Below are 16,053 nucleotides of genomic sequence, written 5' to 3'. Positions count from 1 at the left end.
TCTACCTGCGGGCACCGACAGGGCCCGGCCGCGGGGGCGCGGGGGCGGGCCGGAACCCGCAGGGTTCACCGCGGGTTTCCCCTGGGGAACCCGGCCCTGTCACGGGCCGGTAGCCGCTTCTACCCGGGCGTAGGTGATTCCAACCACGTGTCCGTCTCCCGGACGGCCCGCCGCCGGGAGACGGGCGGGGCAGCCGGTCAGGCGAGGGGGCCGTCGTCCGGGTTCAGGCCGTTCGCACCGGTGTCGTCGTCGTCCTCGGCGGTCTCGGCCAGGACGGGGGAGGCGTGGTGCGACCACAGCTTCCAGCCCGAGGGGGTGCGCCGGAACACGTTCGTGGCGACGACGAGCTGGCCGAGCAGCGGCCCCAGCTCCGCGCCCTCCTCCGGTGCGGGTCCGCCGCTGAGGATGTTCTCGGTGCAGGTCACCAGCGCGGTGTCACCGGTCACGGAGACGTGCACATCGGTGAGGAAGAACTGGATGTAGTCGGTGTTGGCCATGATCAGGGCGTACGACCTGAGGACCTCGCCGCGGCCGGTCAGCACCGGCCAGCCGGGGTGCACGCAGGAGATCACGCCGGTGTCCGCGGGGTCGTGGTACGTCTCGTCCACGCCCAGTTCCGCGGGCGTCAGCCAGAGCGCGGAGACCTCTTCGAAGTCGCCGCGTTCCAGTGCCTCGTAGAAGGCGGTGTTGGCGGCTTCCACCTGCTCGACGTCGGTGTGGGGGGCGCTCACCGGGCTCCTTCCGGCCCGCGCTCGCCGTCCGCGCCGGGCGTGCGCTTTGTGCCGCGCGCCTCCTCCACGGCCCGGGCGACCCGTACCGCGTCCGCCGTGGCGCGTACCTCGTGGACGCGCACCGCCCACGCGCCGGCGTGCGCGGCGAGCGCGGAGACGGCGGCCGTGGCCGCGTCCCGCTCCCGGGCCGGCGGGGGCGGCCCCTGCGGCCCGGCCAGCACCCGGCCGAGGAACCGCTTGCGGGAGGCGGCGACCAGCAGCGGGTGCCCGAGGGCGCGCAGCCGGTCCAGGTGGGCGAGGAGGGCGAGGTCGTGCTCGGCCTCCTTGGAGAAGCCCAGGCCCGGGTCGACGACGACACGGTCCGGGGCGACGCCGCCGGCCAGCACGGCCTCCACGCGCGCGTGCAGCTCCTGGACGACTTCGGCGACCACGTCCGCGTAGACGCCCTTGACGTTGCCGCCCTGGAGGAAGCCGCGCCAGTGCATGACGACGAAGGGGGCGCCCGCGGCGGCCACCACCGGGATCATCGCGGGATCGGCCAGGCCGCCGCTGACGTCGTTGACGAGGGCGGCGCCGGCCGCGAGGGACTGTTCGGCGACGGAGGCGCGCATGGTGTCGACGGAGACGACGACCCCCTCGGAGGCCAGGCCGCGCACCACGGGCACCACCCGGCGCAGCTCCTCGGCCTCGTCCACGCGGGTGGCGCCGGGCCGGGTGGACTCGCCGCCCACGTCGACCAGGTCCGCGCCCTGGGCGACCAGGTCCAGGCCGTGCTTGACGGCGACGGTGGTGTCGAACCAGCGGCCGCCGTCGGAGAAGGAGTCGGGGGTGACGTTCACGACCCCCATGACCGCGCACCGGTCCCATGCCGGAAGGCCGGCCACCCGGCCGCGCCCGCTGATGCTGTTCATACGTTCAGCGTAGGCCCAGGCCGGTGCCGGGAACGCGCGGCGGCCCCCTCGGCGAGGGGGCCGGCCGGCGGGCCGTGGCGTCCGGGGCGCGGGACTCAGGCGGCCCGGACGTCCCGCTCGCCCACGTGCCCGCACGGGCGTCCGGGCGCGGGGCGGCGCCGGCGCAGGAAGCGCGGCAGCGGCACGGCGAGGTCGACGAAGCCCTCGGCCTGCATGGCGGCGAAGCCGATGCGGGGCAGGTCGGCGGGGGCCCGGTAGACCACGAACCGCGGCTCCCAGCGCGGCTGGAACTTGGCGTTGAACTTGTACAGCGACTCGATCTGGAACCAGCGCGAGAGGAACACCAGCAGCCCGCGCCAGGCGCGCAGCACCGGACCGGCGCCGATCTTCTCCCCGCGCGCGAGGGCGGAGCGGAACATCGCGAAGTTCAGCGAGACCCGGCTGATGCCGAACTTGGGGGCGGCCTGGAGGGCGGCGACGATCAGCAGCTCGTTCATGCCCGGGTCGGCGGCGCGGTCGCGGCGCATCAGGTCCAGCGACACGCCGTCCTTGCCCCACGGCACGAAGTGCAGGATCGCCTTCAGGTCGCCGTACTCGCCCGGCTCGTCGTCCTGCTTGTGCGCGGTGGCGATCAGGCAGTCGCCGTCGGAGGGGTCGCCGATGCGGCCGAGCGCCATGGAGAAGCCGCGCTCGGTGTCCGTGCCGCGCCAGTCCTCCGCCGCCCGGCGGGTCCGCTCCAGCTCGGCCTCGCCGAGGTCACGGATGCGCCGCACCCGGGTTTCGTAGCCGGCCCGCTCGATGCGCTTGACCATCTGGCGCACATTGCGCATCGCGCGTCCGGCGAGCGAGAAATCCGCCACGTCCACCACCGCCTCGTCGCCCAGTTCCAGGGCGTCCAGGCCGGTCTCGCGGGTCCACACCTCGCCGCCGGTCTCCGAGCAGCCCATGACGGCGGGCGTCCAGGAGTGGGCCCGGGCCTCGTCCATGAAGCGCTCGATGGCGCCCGGCCAGGCCTCGACGTCCCCGATGGGGTCGCCGCTGGCGAGCATCACCCCGGAGACGACCCGGTAGGTGACCGCGGCCTTGCCGCTCGGCGAGAACACCACCGCCTTGTCGCGGCGCAGCGCGAAGTGGCCGAGCGAGTCGCGCCCGCCGTGCCTGGCCAGCAGGGCGCGCAGCTTCTCCTCGTCCTCCTCGGTGAGGCGGGCGGCCGGGTGCTCCGGGCGGAAGGCCAGGTAGATGGTGGTCACCGCGGTGATCCAGCCGAGCGCGCCGAGGGAGAAGGCGACCGTCCAGGACGTGTTGCCCTGGTAGTCGACCGGGCCCTCGAAGCCGAACAGGCCGTAGATGACGTGCGTCAGCCGGTCGGCCAGGCTCGGGTCGCCGATCGTCCGGCCCGGGTGGACGCTGACGATGACGAGCCCGAGGAGGACCGAACCGGCGCTCATCAGCACGAAGTTGGCGAGGGCGCGCCACCGGCTGCGCGGATCGGGCAGGGCGGCGAACTGGTCCCGGTGGCGCAGCAGCGGCACCAGCAGGGCGACCGCGATGAGGGCGCCGACCAGCGAGTGCCGGTACGCGAACTGTGCCGCCGCGCCCGCCGGGAGCAGCGCCACCGCGGCCCGCCAGGCCCGGCGCTTGCGCCGCTTGAGTCCGTGCGCGAGCAGCAGCAACAGCACGCCCGCGCTGAGCGAGAGCGCCGCCGCGAACGGCCCGAACGAGCCGGGCAGGACCTCGGCCAGGGCGTGCATACGGCTGTGCCGGAAGCGCGGGAAGACACCCGCGGCGATGTCCAGGAGGCCCACGAGCGTGGCCGCCCGGCCGACCAGAACGGGAACGGCCTCGGGGCGCGGACCGCGCAGCAGGCGCCGCCCGCGGCTGGATCGGCCCGGAACCCCGCCCGACACTTCCCCATCTATCCTGACAGACATCGCATCCCGTAGTTCAGCGAGAGACCTTGAATCCGGTGCCATCGGGGCATCCGGCGACATTGCGCCCTCTAGGACGGTGTCTGGAGGAGGGAGGTTCACTCCCCTCCGGAAAGTCGGGTCAAAGGCCAAGGAAAGCCCCGGGCAAGCGCGCGCACCAGGCGTGGGTACGGCACGGGCGGAAAGCGCGGACAGGAAACAGCCCATGGGTCTCACGAGCAACAAAGTGCTGTGGCTGGCGATAGTGATCGCCGCCGTGCTGTTCATCGGCACGGTGTGGCTGTGGCCGCGCCTGGCCCGGCAGCACTGGCGGTCCGTCAGCGGGCGGGTCGGTCTGCTGCTGGCCACCCAGGTGGCGCTCTTCGCCTCCGTCGGGCTCGCCGCCAACCAGGCCTTCGGCTTCTACGCCAGCTGGGCCGACCTGTTCGGCACGGAGACCGGGCAGGGCGTGGTGGTCGACCACTCGGCGCACGGCGGCGACGGCGGCCCGCTCCAGGTGGTCTCCACCTCCGAGGTGCCCGGCGTGCGCTCCTCCCGGCCGGAGCGGGGCGGGCAGATCCAGAAGGTGGACATCGTCGGCCGTACGACGCACATCGCGACACCGGCGTACGTGTACCTGCCGCCGGAGTACTTCCAGCCGCAGTACCGCACGCGCACGTTCCCGACGACCGTCGTGCTGACCGGCTACCCGGGCACCGCGCGGTCGCTGGTGGACAAGCTGAACTACCCGAGCACCGCGCAGCGGCTGGCCAAGGACGGGCGCGTGCAGCCGATGATCCTGGTGATGCTGCGGCCGACCGTGGCGCCGCCGCGCGACACCGAGTGCGTGGACATCCCGGGCGGGCCGCGGACGGAGACGTTCTTCGCCAAGGATCTGCCGGACGCCGTCCTCGGTCACTACCGGGCCGGCAAGCGGCCGGGCGGCTGGGGCATCGTCGGCGACTCCACCGGCGGCTACTGCGCGCTCAAGCTCGCCATGCACCACCCGCGCGTGTACGCGGCCGGCGCGGGCCTGTCGCCGTACTACAAGGCGCCGATCGACCCCACCACCGGCGACCTCTTCCACGGCGACGCCAAGCTGCGCGACCGCGCCGACCTGTTCTGGCTGCTGCGGCACGAGCCCGCGCCGGACACCTCGCTGCTCGTCACCAGCAGCAAGGCCGGCGAGCACAACTACAAGTCCACGATGGACTTCATCCAGCGGGTGCGGGCCACCGACCGGACCCGGATCTCGTCGATCATCCTCGACAGCGGCGGTCACAACTTCAACACCTGGCGGCGCGAGATCCCGCCGACGCTCCAGTGGATCAGCGGACGGCTGGCCGACCACTGAACCGGCGTACCGTCTGACGCCTCGTGAGGCCCCTGGTGTGGCCGTGTTTTTACGGGCCGGGGCCCACGATCCACCTACGCGCGGTAAGTTTCTGGCCATGCCACGTGGACGCCACCGCCATTCCTCCCCTCTGCACCGGCTGTTGCCTCCCTCGGCGATCGCCGGCGTCTCCGTCGTCTGCGCGTCGGCTCCCTGGGTGTTCTCCGAGGCCACGGTGTTGCGCGCGCTGGCCGCCGCGGCAGCGGCGACAGCGGTCGTCGGCGCGTTCGTGATGCGCCGCTGGGACGTGCAGGCGGGCCGGCGGGTCGCCGAGCTGACGCGCGCGCGTGCCGGTGACGAGTGGCGCTTCGAGGAACGGGTCGCCGAACTGGAGACCGACCTGGAGGAGTCCCGCGAACTGCGCGCGAAGCTGGAGCAGCGGCTGCGCGCCAAGCGCGCCGAGCTGGCCGGCCTGCGCAACGAGCACGCGGCCCTGCTGCGCCGGTACGCCACCGCCGAGACCGAGCGGGCCAGCGCCCTGGAGGGCCGCCGGCTGCTGGAACTCGAAGCGACGGTGCCGGAGCCGGCCCCCGCGCGCCCGACGGCCCCCGCGCTGCCGCCCGCCCGCGACGGCGAGCCCTCCCGCTCCGCCGAGGCCGCCCCGGCGGCACCCGCGGTGTTCTCCCCCGAGGGCGCCCGGCTGTACCGGCGGGCCCTCACGGCACTGGCCCGCTTCGAACGGCGCACTCCGGGCGAACCCGGGGACGGGCCGGAGGACCGGCGGGACACGGCCGCCGAGACCGCTTCGGAGGGGGATGAGCCCGGGGCGAACGAGACCGGGTCGAGAGGGGCCGTGACCCGGGAGACCGGGGCCGGGGAGGCCGTGACCGGGGAGGCCGTGACCGGGGAGGCCGGGGCGGCGGGGCCCTTGGCCGGGGAGCCCGCGGTGGTGGAACCCGGGGCGGGGACGCCTGGTGCGGCGACGCCGGTGGGCGGCTCGGCGCGGGTCCCCGGGCAGGGGGCTTCCGCCGGTGGTGAAGTTACGGCCGGGGCCGTTCCGGTCGTGGGGTCCGCTTCCGCTTCGGGGTCCGTGCCCGTTTCAGGGTCCGCTTCCGTTTCAGAGTCCGCTTCCGTTTCGGGGTCTGCTCCCGCTCCGGTCGCCGGATCCGTTCCCGCTCCGGTCGCCGGGGCCGTGTCCGGGGCTGCTTCCGCTTCCGGGGTGCCCTCCGTGGCCGTCGGTCCCGTCCCCGAGGCCCCGGCCCCCGCCTCCGGCGCCCTGGCCGCTCCCGACTCCCGGCCCGCTCCCGCCGACCCGGCGCAGGGCGCCCCGGACCGTCCGCGCGGCGCCGTTGACGCCGTGCCGCCGGCCGGCGGCGGGCCCGTGATGCCGTCCGCCGGGAACCTCGGTGTGCCGCCCGCCGTGGCCGTCGTGCCGGCCGCGCCCGCGCGGCGGCCGGTGACCGAGGGCGGGTTCGACTTCTTCGGCACGCAGAAGGGCAACCCGAAGGCCGCGCTGGACTCCGTGCAGAACGAGGACCTGGCCGACGTCGTGGGCCCCGAGGCGCTCGCCGTGCACAAGGCCGAGGCCGAGGCCGGGTTCAAGCCCGCCGACGAGCGGTCCCGGGGGGTCGGTCAGATCATCGACCTGACGGCGCACGACGAGACCGAGCAGATCGACGTCCAGGGGCTGCGCAGCGCGGCCTCCTGAGCCACCGACGACAGCACCGCGACGGGCCCGGCCTCCCCTGAGGAAGCCGGGCCCGAGGCATGTCGGCCGCGGATCCCGTGTCGGCCGGCCCGCCGGTCCCGTGTCGGTCAGCGCGCCGTCATCCAGCGGTCCGGCGGGGCGTCCCTGCGGCCCGTACGGGATCTCTCCGCCTGCTCGGCGAGGAGGCGCCCGGCCTCCCCGGCGTCGCGCAGCCGGGCCGTGACGGTCTTGCCGGCGCCGGTGTCCACGTGTACGTCGGCGAGCCCCCAGCGCCGCTCCCAGGGCCCCTGGGTGAGCCGTACGCTCTGCACCTTGGCGTGCGGCACGAGCGAGAGCCGGCGGCACAGCAGGCCGCTGCGGGCGGCGAACACCGGGCCGGTGACCGCGAGCCGGTGCCCGCGCCACCACACCGGCACGCACCAGCGGGCCCGGCGCGGTACGGGGGACAGCCCGGCCGGCACCGACGCCCCGGGCAGCACGCGCGCGAGGACCGCCTCGGCGACCGCGCGCGGGGCGACCGGCACCAGTACGGAGTTGTCGGATCCGGCCACATCGAGTTCGACCCGGACCCAGCCGCGCCACCGCCACAGCAGCGGTTCCACGATCCGTACCGTCTGCACCCGGCCGGGCGGCACCGTCTCATGGGCGCGGTCCAGCAGCCCGCGGTCGATGCGGAGCCCGTCCGGCGACTCGCTCACCGTCCAGTCGAACTCGGTGACGAACCGGCCCACGCTGCTCGCCCCGGCCGTGCCGAGCAGCGGCAGGGCGGTGACGAGGACCGTCCACACGTTCTCCGTGAAGAGCCACAGCAGGGTGGGGACGACCAGCGCGGCGCACAGCGAGCCCCAGGTGGCGCCCGTCAGCACCAGGGAGCGCGCCAGCTCGCGCGGGGGCACGCGCAGCAGGACGTGCGCCGGTGCCTCGCCGACCTCGCGCGCCGTCTCGGGCGCGAAACCGGCCGCGCGCGCGAGCAGCTCCGCGCGCAGGGCGCGCGCCTCGCGCTCGCTCAGAAAGGCCAGTTCGTCCTTGTCGTCGGTGCCTACGACGTCGATGCGCAGCTTGGCGACGCCCGCCACGCGCGCGAGGAGCGGTCGGGAGACGTCCACGGCCTGGACGCGTTCCAGCCGGATGTGCGCGGTGCGCCGGAACAGCAGTCCGGTGCGTATGCGCAGCTCGGTGTCGGTGACCGCGTAGTGCGTGAACCACCAGGACAGGAAGCCGTAGAGGCCGGCCGCCGGCACCAGTACCGCGATACCCAGCAGGAGCATGGTGTCCGTGAGCCGTGCGAGCTGCTCCTGCGCGGCGTTCGGGTCGTGCACCGCCCAGCCGGCCAGCACCGCGAGCGGCGCCCACGCCCGGCGCAGGGGCGTGACCGGGTGCAGCCGGCGCTCGATGACGGGCGCCCGACCGGGTACGCCGACATCCGCGCGCTCGCCCCGCTCCGGCACACCGGCGTCCGCGCGCTCGCCCCGCCCGGGTGTGCCGTCGCCCGTGCCCTCGGCCCGCCCGGGTATGCCGTCGCCCGGGCCCTCGGCCCGCTCCCGGGACGTCACAGGCCCGCCGATCGTGCCTCGCCCAGCTCGGTGAGCCGGTCGCGCAGCCGTTCCGCCTCGGCCGGGTCGAGGCCGGGGATGGTCGCGTCGGTCGCGGCGGCGGCCGTGTGCAGCTGTACGGTGGCCAGCCCGAAGCGCCGCTCCAGGGGCCCGGAGGTCACCTCCACCAGCTGCATCCGCCCGTACGGCACCACCGTCTCCTCGCGCCACAGGACACCGCGGCTGATCAGCAGGTCGTCGGCTCGCTCGGCGTACCGCCAGGAGCGCCAGTTGCGCTCCAGCAGCCGCCAGCATGTGGCGGCGCACACCAGTGGCAGCAGCGCGCACGCGGCCCACGCCGGTCCCGCGAAGAGTCCCGGCAGCAGCCCGGCCGCCACCGCGAACACCCCCGCCCACACCGCCAGCAGCAGCCGCCGCACCCGCAGCAGCCCCGGCTCCAGCCGCCGCCACACCGGCTGGTCCGCCGGCGCTCCGGTCCCGTCCAGGCTCCCCGTTTCCATGCGCCCAGCCTACGTAGGGGAAACTGGGCCCATGACTCCTACGACGGAGACCACGGTCGGCATCGGCGGTGCGGCGGAGAGCACCGACATGGTGCTCAACATCGGGCCCCAGCACCCGTCCACGCACGGCGTGCTGCGGCTCAGGCTCGTGCTGGACGGCGAGCGCATCGTGCGCGCGGAGCCGGTGATCGGGTACATGCACCGGGGCGCCGAGAAGCTCTTCGAGGCGCGCGACTACCGGCAGATCATCGTGCTCGCCAACCGCCACGACTGGCTGTCGGCGTTCTCCAACGAGCTGGGCGTGGTCCTCGCCGTGGAGCGGATGCTCGGCATGGAGGTCCCCGAGCGGGCCGTGTGGACGCGCACCCTGCTCGCCGAGCTGAACCGAGTGCTGAACCACCTGATGTTCCTCGGCTCCTACCCGCTGGAGCTGGGCGGGATCACGCCGGTGTTCTACGCCTTCCGGGAGCGCGAGGTGCTCCAGAACGTCATGGAGGAGGTCTCCGGCGGGCGCATGCACTACATGTTCAACCGCGTCGGCGGCCTCAAGGAGGACCTGCCGGCGGGCTGGACGGCACGCGCGCGTGCGGCCGTCGCAGCGGTGCGCTCGCGCATGGACGTCTTCGACGACCTGGTGCTCGGCAACGAGATCTTCCGGGGGCGCACGCGCGGGGTGGGGGAGCTCGCCCCCGAGGCGGTGCACGCCTACGGCGTGAGCGGGCCCATCGCGCGCGCCTCGGGCGTCGACTTCGACCTGCGCCGCGACGAGCCGTACCTGGCCTACGGCGATCTCCAGGACGTGCTGAAGGTGGTGACCCGCGCCGAGGGCGACTGCCTCGCCCGCTTCGAGGTGCTGCTGGCGCAGACCCACAACGCCCTGGACCTCGCCGACGCCTGCCTGGACCGGCTCGCCCAGCTGCCGCCCGGGCCGATCAACCAGCGGCTGCCGAAGGTGCTGAAGGCGCCCGAGGGGCACACGTACGCGTGGACCGAGAACCCGCTCGGCATCAACGGCTACTACCTGGTGAGCAAGGGCGAGAAGACCCCGTACCGGCTGAAGCTGCGCTCGGCCTCGTACAACAACATCCAGGCGCTGACCGAGCTGCTGCCGGGAACGCTGGTGGCGGACATGGTCGCGATCCTGGGCTCGATGTTCTTCGTGGTCGGCGACATCGACAAGTAGGCCGCGACGGGCCCGCCCCGGGGCCTACGCGTCCGCTTCCAGGGGGTTCGGGATGCCGGCCGGCTGGAGCAGCCAGCGGAAGTCGCCGAGGCCGCCCGCCGCCGTGAGTTCGGCGGCCTCCCCGGCGCTCGCGAGGGCGCGTACGTAGCCGGCGGGGTCCGTGGAGGCCAGCGTGAGCGGGGGGCGTGCGCCGGTGATGCCCAGGGCGCGCAAGGCAGCGCGTTGCGTGAGCAGGCGCGGGCGGGGTAGTTCGCGCGCTGTTCCGGGAGTTCCGTGCGCCGTTTCGGCGGACGCCTGTGCCGGAGCCGACGGCGGGTGCGGCGGGTACGGCCTGTCCGCCGGGCGCGGCGGGCCCGGTGCCGCCGCGCACGCGTCCAGCGCGACGTGCGCCGTGATGTCGCACGAGCCGTCCGGCACGGGCGCCGTCTCGCGTCCCTCCCGGAAGCCGGTGAGCGTCCCGAAGGGCGGGCGCGTGTCCACGGTGTGCGCGTAGTCCACGGCCACCGCGAGCCCCCGCGCCAGCCGCGCCACGGCCGACGCCCAGGCCTCGTCCCGGGGCAGCCCGATCTCCGCCCGCAGTCCCTCCTCGGCCGGCAGCGGCCACCAGCGCGCGAGCCAGTCGGCCGCCGCCCCCGTCACCGGCTCCCCGAGCCGCTCGGAGCCGTCCCGCGCGACGAGCACCAGCCGGGGCACGCCGGCCGCGTCCACCTCCACGACGTCCACGGGGACGTTGTCCAGCCACTCGTTGGCGAACAGCAGCCCGGTGACCTCCTCCGGGACCTCGTCGCGCCAGAGGATCCGTTCGTCCAGGCCGGCCGGACGGCCGGCGATCTCGACGGCGTAAGCGCGCGTGCGCGCGGCCACCTCGGCCGGCAGCGCGGCGAGGACCCCGCGGGCCAGCTCGCCCCGCCCGGCGGCCATGTCGACGAAGTCCAGCACGGCGGGCCGGCCGAGCGCCGCGTCGACCCGGCACAGCAGCCGGGCCACGGCCCGCGCGAACAGCGGGGAGGCGTGTACGGAGGTGCGGAAGTGACCGGCCGGCCCTTCCGGGCGCCGGTAGAAGCCGCCCGGCCCGTACAGCGCCGCCCCGGCCGCCGCGCGCCAGCCGCGCGGGCCCGGGGCCCCGGCAGGTGCCCCCGTCGTCTCATCCGTCACGGAGCCAGACTAGGCGCACAGGTGAACACGGCATCCACCTTGCGGAGTACGCGCGCCGGGCGCGGATCGGCCCTCCGGTTGACCCCTACACGCACTCGGTTTCCCTACGCTGGGTTACGTGCAGCGCCTCTATGACTTCCTCCGTCGCCACCCGACCTGGGTCGACACCTTCTGGGCCGTCGTCCTGTTCGGGATGTCCGGGGTGGGCGAGGTCAACATGGACGGCTCGCCGCATCACCACGGGTCGCTGCCCGCCGGTCTGGCCGTCTCCGCCGTCCTGTGCGTGGTCGTGGCGCTGCGCCGCCGGCTCCCGGAGCCGATGCTGCTGGTCGCCCTGGTGACCGGGCTGGCCCAGCTGGTCCTGGACGTCGAGACGACCGTCGCCGACTTCGCCATGCTGGTGATCACCTACACGGTCGCGACGGTCGGGGCGCGCTGGGCCTCCCGGCTCGCGCTCGCCGTCAGCCTCTGCGCGGCGGCCGCGGCCCAGATCCGCTGGCCGCAGGAGCAGGCCAGTTTCGCCGGGCAGGTCGCCATCGTGGTCTTCCAGACGGTGCCCTTCGCCCTCGCCTGGGTGCTCGGTGACTCCATGCGCACCCGGCGCGCCTACTTCGCCCAGCTGGAGGAGCGCGCGGCCCGCCTGGAGAAGGAGCGCGAGGCACAGGCGAAGGTCGCGGTCGCCGCCGAGCGCGCCCGGATCGCGCGCGAGCTGCACGACGTGGTCGCGCACAACGTGTCGGTGATGGTGGTGCAGGCCGACGGCGCCAACTACGTGATGGACACCGCGCCCGACCAGGCGAAGAAGGCCCTGGAGACGATCTCCTCCACCGGTCGCCAGGCCCTGGCCGAGATGCGCCGCCTGCTGGGCGTGCTGCGCACCGGCGAGCACCAGGAGACCGGGGAGTACGTCCCGCAGCCCGACGTCGAGCAGATCGACGACCTCATCGAGCAGTGCCGCAGCTCCGGCCTGCCGGTCGACTTCAAGGTCGAGGGCACTCCGCGCCCGCTGCCCAGCGGGGTGGAGCTGACGGCGTACCGGATCGTGCAGGAGGCGCTCACCAACACCCGCAAGCACGGCGGGCCGGGCGCGGGCGCGAGCGTACGGCTGGTCTACTTCGACGACGGTCTGGGCCTGCTGGTCGAGGACGACGGCAAGGGCGCCCCGCACGAGCTGTACGAGGAGGGCGGCGCCGACGGCCGGGGACACGGCCTGATCGGCATGCGTGAGCGCGTCGGCGTGGTCGGCGGCACGCTGGACGCGGGACCGCGCCCCGGCGGAGGATTCCGCATCAGCGCCCTGCTGCCGCTCAAGCCGGCGCACTGACCCCGTCGCGCGCCCCCGCGCGCCCCACCGCACCACCAATACGGCAACCGAGAAGACACGGAAGAGGGCCCATGACGATCCGCGTGATGCTCGTCGACGACCAGGTGCTGCTGCGCACCGGGTTCCGGATGGTGCTCGCCGCCCAGCCGGACATGGACGTCGTCGCGGAGGCGGGCGACGGCGTGGAGGCCCTCCAGGTGCTGCGGTCCACCGCCGTCGACGTGATCCTGATGGACGTCCGGATGCCGAAGCTGGACGGCGTGGAGGCCACCCGGCGGATCTGCTCCGAGCCCGACCCGCCGAAGGTGCTCATCCTGACCACGTTCGACCTGGACGAGTACGCCTTCTCCGGGCTCAAGGCGGGCGCCTCCGGCTTCATGCTCAAGGACGTGCCGCCCGGCGACCTGCTGGCCGCGATCCGCGCCGTGCACAGCGGTGACGCGGTCGTCGCGCCCTCCACCACCCGGCGGCTGCTGGACCGCTTCGCGCCGATGCTGCCCGCCACCGGCAAGGAGCCCCGGCACAAGGAGCTGGAACGGCTCACGGAGCGCGAGCGCGAGGTCATGGTGCTGGTCGCGCAGGGCCTGTCCAACGGCGAGATCGCGGCCCGGCTGGTGCTGAGCGAGGCGACGGTGAAGACCCACGTGGGCCGCATCCTGACCAAGCTCGGCCTCAGGGACCGGGTACAGGTGGTCGTCCTGGCGTACGAGACGGGACTCGTGCGCGCGGGCGGCCACGGCTGACGGCAACGACCGGCTCCGGCCGGCGGCTCAGCGCAGGACGCCCTCGATGAAGTCGCTGCCCAGCCGGGCCACCGCGGTCAGGTCCAGCTGGTGCTGGACGTACCGGCCGCGACGGCAGTCGGTGATCAGGCCCGCCTTCTTCAGCACCGACAGGTGCCGGGATATCTCGGGCGCGGTCATGCCGTGCGCCTCGGCCAGCTCGCTGGTGGTGTGCGGGGAGCGCGCCAGGTGCCGGCACAGCCGCATCCGCACCGGGTGCGCCAGCGCGTCCAGCCGGCGCGTGAGCTGCTCCACGGACGGGGCCTGCGGCCGGGGACCGCTCGCCGGATAGGTGATCGTCGGCTGCCAGCCGTACCGGTGCAGGACCATCACGTGCGGCCAGCCGAGGCTGGTCGGCACCAGCACCAGGCCGCCGTCGCCGGTGGCGGTGCGGCCCACCGCCAGCTTGTCGACCGTGATCACCCGGCCCTCCTCGTCCAGCGAGACCGCCCCGGACAGGGAGGCGAGGGCTTCCCCGAGCCCCTTGCGCCGCAGCAGCTCGGTCTTGTGCCGGGCGTCCGCGGCCAGCTGGGGCTGGATACGGGCCCAGGTGTCGGCGAAGAACGCGTCGTCGCAGTCGAGCATCAGCTGCCGGAACCAGGCGCGCACGGCCGGCGGATCCGACAGCAGACGGCGGGTGAACCGCTCCTGCACGGACCCGCGCGCGGCGGCCAGCTCCAGGGAGCGCCGGCGCAGCTCCGGGTCGTCCAGCGGACCGGTCTCCTGGACGTCGTAGCGCAACAGGCAGGTGAACTCCAGCGCCGCGTGGACGAACTGCTCGTCCGTCAGTTTGTCGAGCAGGTCCAGCTCTTCGGCGAGCGTGGCCCCGGGCATGGCGCGCCCGCCCGGGATGCCGGCGAACGGCGCGAAGACGTCCGAGAACGTCGAACGCCACAGGAAGTCCGCCTCGCACAGCCGGTCGGCCAGGCAGGGCTCCAGCCGGGAGGAGACGGCGGTCGCCCAGCCCCGCAGGTCGGGATGGTGGCCGGGCTCGCTCAGCGCGTGCAGCGCCATCCCCAACTCCGCCAGCGGAGACGGTACGACGGTGATCCGCTCCAGGGGCAGTCCGGTGATGTCGATGGTCACGCTCATGCACCCATCGTGCACCCGCCCACTGACAACGCCCCCGTCGATTGACGGCTGCCGTCAATCGACGGGACAACCGCACGGGACGGACAGCAGGCTGAAGGCACCGGGGCAGCCGCGGAGCCCGATCAGTCACCCGATCAGCCAACGTCCCGAGAAGGCGATCCGCCATGAGCATCACGCAGCAGTATCTCCTCGACAGCTACCGCGCCCGCCTGCACGGCGAGCCCGAACCGCCCGCGCCGGGCCTGCACGACCTGGCCGCGCTGCGTGAGGTGCGGGAGTACCGGCACTTCAGCGCCGTCGTCGCCGAGCGCCCGGCCCGGGGCAGGCTGCGGTACGCCCTGCGCCGCTGGCTGAGCCCGAGAGCGCTGTGACGGCCCGCGCGGTCCGCGATCGCGGCGGCCGTGCCCTCGGAGAACGTGCCACCGGCGGCCGCGTCGCCGTCCGCCGCCGTGATGCCGTGGTGCGCCACGGCTCCGGCACGCGGGTGCCGTAGCGTTCCCGGCCCCCGCCTGCGGTCCCTTCCGCGCGCCGGTCAGGCGCCGGGCAGCCGGCGGACGAAGTCGGCGACGGCCGCCCGTACGTCGTCCGCCGTCCACTCCAGGCCCTGCGCGCGCACCGAGACCTCGGTGAACGCCAGCCCCGGGCCGCCCCGGTCCCAGGCGTCGGCGAAGAGGAACGTGCCCGTCTCCTCGGCCTGGGACACGGCGGCCTCCATCAGGACGTCGGCGTCGTACGGCAGCCAGACCCGGAACTCGTTGGTGTGCGGCTCCTCGGGGTGCACGCGGGCCCACGGCACCCCGGCCGCCGCGAGCCCCTCGCGCAGCGCGGCGGCGACCACGCGCGCGTGCCGCACGTACTCCGGCAGCCGGTGCAGCTCGCGCTCCAGCCCGACGAGCGCGGACAGCACGGTGGGGAACTGCTGGTAGACCGTGCCGCCGTACCGGTGCCGCCAGGTCCTGGCCTCCTCCACCAGCGTCCGCGGGCCGGCCAGCGCGGCCCCGCCGAAGCCGTCGAGGGACTTGTAGAACGACACGTAGACGCTGTCGGCCAGGCCCGCGATCTCCGCCAGGGACCGGCCGAAGTGGAGCGTGCACTCCCACAGGCGCGCGCCGTCGAAGTGCACCACCGCGTCCCGCTCCCGCGCGGCCTCGACGACCTCGGTCAGCTCCTCCCAGGTGGGCAGCACGAAACCGGCGTCCCTGAGGGGCAGTTCCAGCATCAGCGTCCCGAAGGGCTCGGGGAAGTCGCGTATCTCGGCCGCCGTGGGCAGCCGGGGCTCCCCGGTCACACGTACCGGCCGCAACCCGCTGACCTGGCTGAACGCATGCCGTTCGTGCACCTCGGGGTGGGCCAGGGCGTGCAGGGCCACCGTGGGACTCCCGGTGCGGCCCGCCCAGCAGCGCAAGGCCACCTGCTGGGCCATCGTGCCGGTCGGGAAGAACGCGGCGGCCTCCGTGCCGAGCAGGGCCGCGACCCGCTGCTCCAGGTCCTCCACGATCCCGTCGCCGTAGATGTCCGCGAAACGGTCGAGGTCGTACACCTCGGACGCCGCCTCCAGGACCGCCAGCCGCTCGCGGACCGTGCGCCGGAAGCCCGGCCGCCACAGCACCCGTTCCGCCTTGGCGAAGGCGGCCCGGCGCCGCTCCCGCATCCGCTCGGCCGCCGTGGGCTCCGCGCCCGCCCGCCGGTCGTCGTCCTCGTGCCCGTCCGGTACCACCGCATCAGTCATGGACGGATCATGCCGCCCCACGCGCGCGCGGGCAGTCGGTTTTCCGTGCCGGAGCGTGTGGACAAACCCACAGCCTGTGGACAACCGGCCGCCGCCCCACCCGATAGCGTTAACATGACGAGAAATCGTCCGGTACCCAGAGCGG

At 74.4% G+C, this 16,053-nt stretch carries 14 protein-coding genes; 6 read left to right on the top strand and 8 right to left on the bottom strand.

Going from position 1 to position 16,053, the window contains the following annotated elements; genetic code table 11:
- Positions 1–197 precede the first annotated feature (197 nt).
- From IE251_RS27015 to IE251_RS27005, 3 genes are all read right to left on the bottom strand, one after another.
- Positions 198–731 carry a nuclear transport factor 2 family protein gene (locus tag IE251_RS27015; RefSeq protein WP_189755620.1) on the bottom strand — a complete coding sequence of 178 codons (534 nt, stop codon included), beginning with the start codon at positions 729–731 and terminating at the stop codon, positions 198–200.
- The gene (gene folP / locus IE251_RS27010) at positions 728–1,642 is read right to left on the bottom strand and encodes a dihydropteroate synthase (RefSeq protein ID WP_189755619.1); all 915 of its coding nucleotides are present in this window, start codon (positions 1,640–1,642) and stop codon (positions 728–730) included. The genes IE251_RS27015 and folP overlap by 4 nt, the downstream gene beginning before the upstream one ends.
- A 95-nt stretch (positions 1,643–1,737) precedes the next feature.
- Complete coding sequence (locus IE251_RS27005) at positions 1,738–3,573, bottom strand: phosphatidylglycerol lysyltransferase domain-containing protein (protein ID WP_234470142.1); 1,836 nt, start codon at positions 3,571–3,573, stop codon at positions 1,738–1,740.
- Positions 3,574–3,775: 202 nt separating this feature from the next.
- Between IE251_RS27005 and IE251_RS27000 the strand changes: the two genes are divergently transcribed.
- On the top strand, positions 3,776–4,903 hold the full coding sequence (locus tag IE251_RS27000) for an alpha/beta hydrolase (RefSeq protein ID WP_189755617.1): 1,128 nt from the start codon (positions 3,776–3,778) through the stop codon (positions 4,901–4,903).
- A 97-nt stretch (positions 4,904–5,000) separates the two neighbouring features.
- Entirely contained in the window at positions 5,001–6,590 is a 1,590-nt protein-coding gene (locus IE251_RS26995; RefSeq protein ID WP_189755616.1) for a hypothetical protein, read from the top strand.
- A 107-nt stretch (positions 6,591–6,697) separates the two neighbouring features.
- Here IE251_RS26995 and IE251_RS26990 read toward each other — a convergent pair whose 3' ends face one another.
- Both IE251_RS26990 and IE251_RS26985 read right to left on the bottom strand, forming a co-directional pair.
- Positions 6,698–8,038, bottom strand: coding sequence for a PH domain-containing protein (locus tag IE251_RS26990; RefSeq protein ID WP_189755754.1), 1,341 nt, complete (start codon positions 8,036–8,038; stop codon positions 6,698–6,700).
- 101 nt (positions 8,039–8,139) lie between these two features.
- Complete coding sequence (locus IE251_RS26985) at positions 8,140–8,643, bottom strand: PH domain-containing protein (RefSeq protein WP_189755615.1); 504 nt, start codon at positions 8,641–8,643, stop codon at positions 8,140–8,142.
- Positions 8,644–8,674: 31 nt separating this feature from the next.
- Between IE251_RS26985 and IE251_RS26980 the strand changes: the two genes are divergently transcribed.
- The gene (locus IE251_RS26980) at positions 8,675–9,826 is read left to right on the top strand and encodes an NADH-quinone oxidoreductase subunit D (protein WP_189755614.1); all 1,152 of its coding nucleotides are present in this window, start codon (positions 8,675–8,677) and stop codon (positions 9,824–9,826) included.
- Positions 9,827–9,850: 24 nt separating this feature from the next.
- Here IE251_RS26980 and IE251_RS26975 read toward each other — a convergent pair whose 3' ends face one another.
- Positions 9,851–10,981, bottom strand: coding sequence for an SAM-dependent methyltransferase (locus IE251_RS26975; RefSeq protein ID WP_189755613.1), 1,131 nt, complete (start codon positions 10,979–10,981; stop codon positions 9,851–9,853).
- A gap of 118 nt (positions 10,982–11,099) precedes the next feature.
- Between IE251_RS26975 and IE251_RS26970 the strand changes: the two genes are divergently transcribed.
- The gene (locus IE251_RS26970; RefSeq protein ID WP_189755612.1) at positions 11,100–12,305 is read left to right on the top strand and encodes a sensor histidine kinase; all 1,206 of its coding nucleotides are present in this window, start codon (positions 11,100–11,102) and stop codon (positions 12,303–12,305) included.
- Positions 12,306–12,376: 71 nt separating this feature from the next.
- Complete coding sequence (locus IE251_RS26965; protein WP_189755611.1) at positions 12,377–13,048, top strand: response regulator; 672 nt, start codon at positions 12,377–12,379, stop codon at positions 13,046–13,048.
- 27 nt (positions 13,049–13,075) lie between these two features.
- Here IE251_RS26965 and IE251_RS26960 read toward each other — a convergent pair whose 3' ends face one another.
- Positions 13,076–14,179, bottom strand: a complete 1,104-nt coding sequence (locus IE251_RS26960) for a DUF5937 family protein (protein WP_189755610.1) — start codon at positions 14,177–14,179, stop codon at positions 13,076–13,078.
- 164 nt (positions 14,180–14,343) lie between these two features.
- Here IE251_RS26960 and IE251_RS26955 point away from each other — a divergent pair, with 164 nt between their 5' ends.
- Positions 14,344–14,550, top strand: a complete 207-nt coding sequence (locus tag IE251_RS26955; RefSeq protein ID WP_189755609.1) for a hypothetical protein — start codon at positions 14,344–14,346, stop codon at positions 14,548–14,550.
- 161 nt (positions 14,551–14,711) lie between these two features.
- Here IE251_RS26955 and IE251_RS26950 read toward each other — a convergent pair whose 3' ends face one another.
- A complete protein-coding gene (locus IE251_RS26950) occupies positions 14,712–15,908 on the bottom strand; it encodes a threonine aldolase family protein (protein ID WP_189755608.1) in 1,197 nt (398 codons plus the stop codon).
- Positions 15,909–16,053 lie beyond the last annotated feature (145 nt).

This window comes from Streptomyces eurythermus (assembly GCF_014649115.1).
In the GTDB taxonomy this organism is placed as follows: domain Bacteria; phylum Actinomycetota; class Actinomycetes; order Streptomycetales; family Streptomycetaceae; genus Streptomyces; species Streptomyces eurythermus.
The sequence above is the reverse complement of the archived record's forward strand: the minus strand, read 5'-3'. Positions and strand labels throughout refer to the sequence as shown.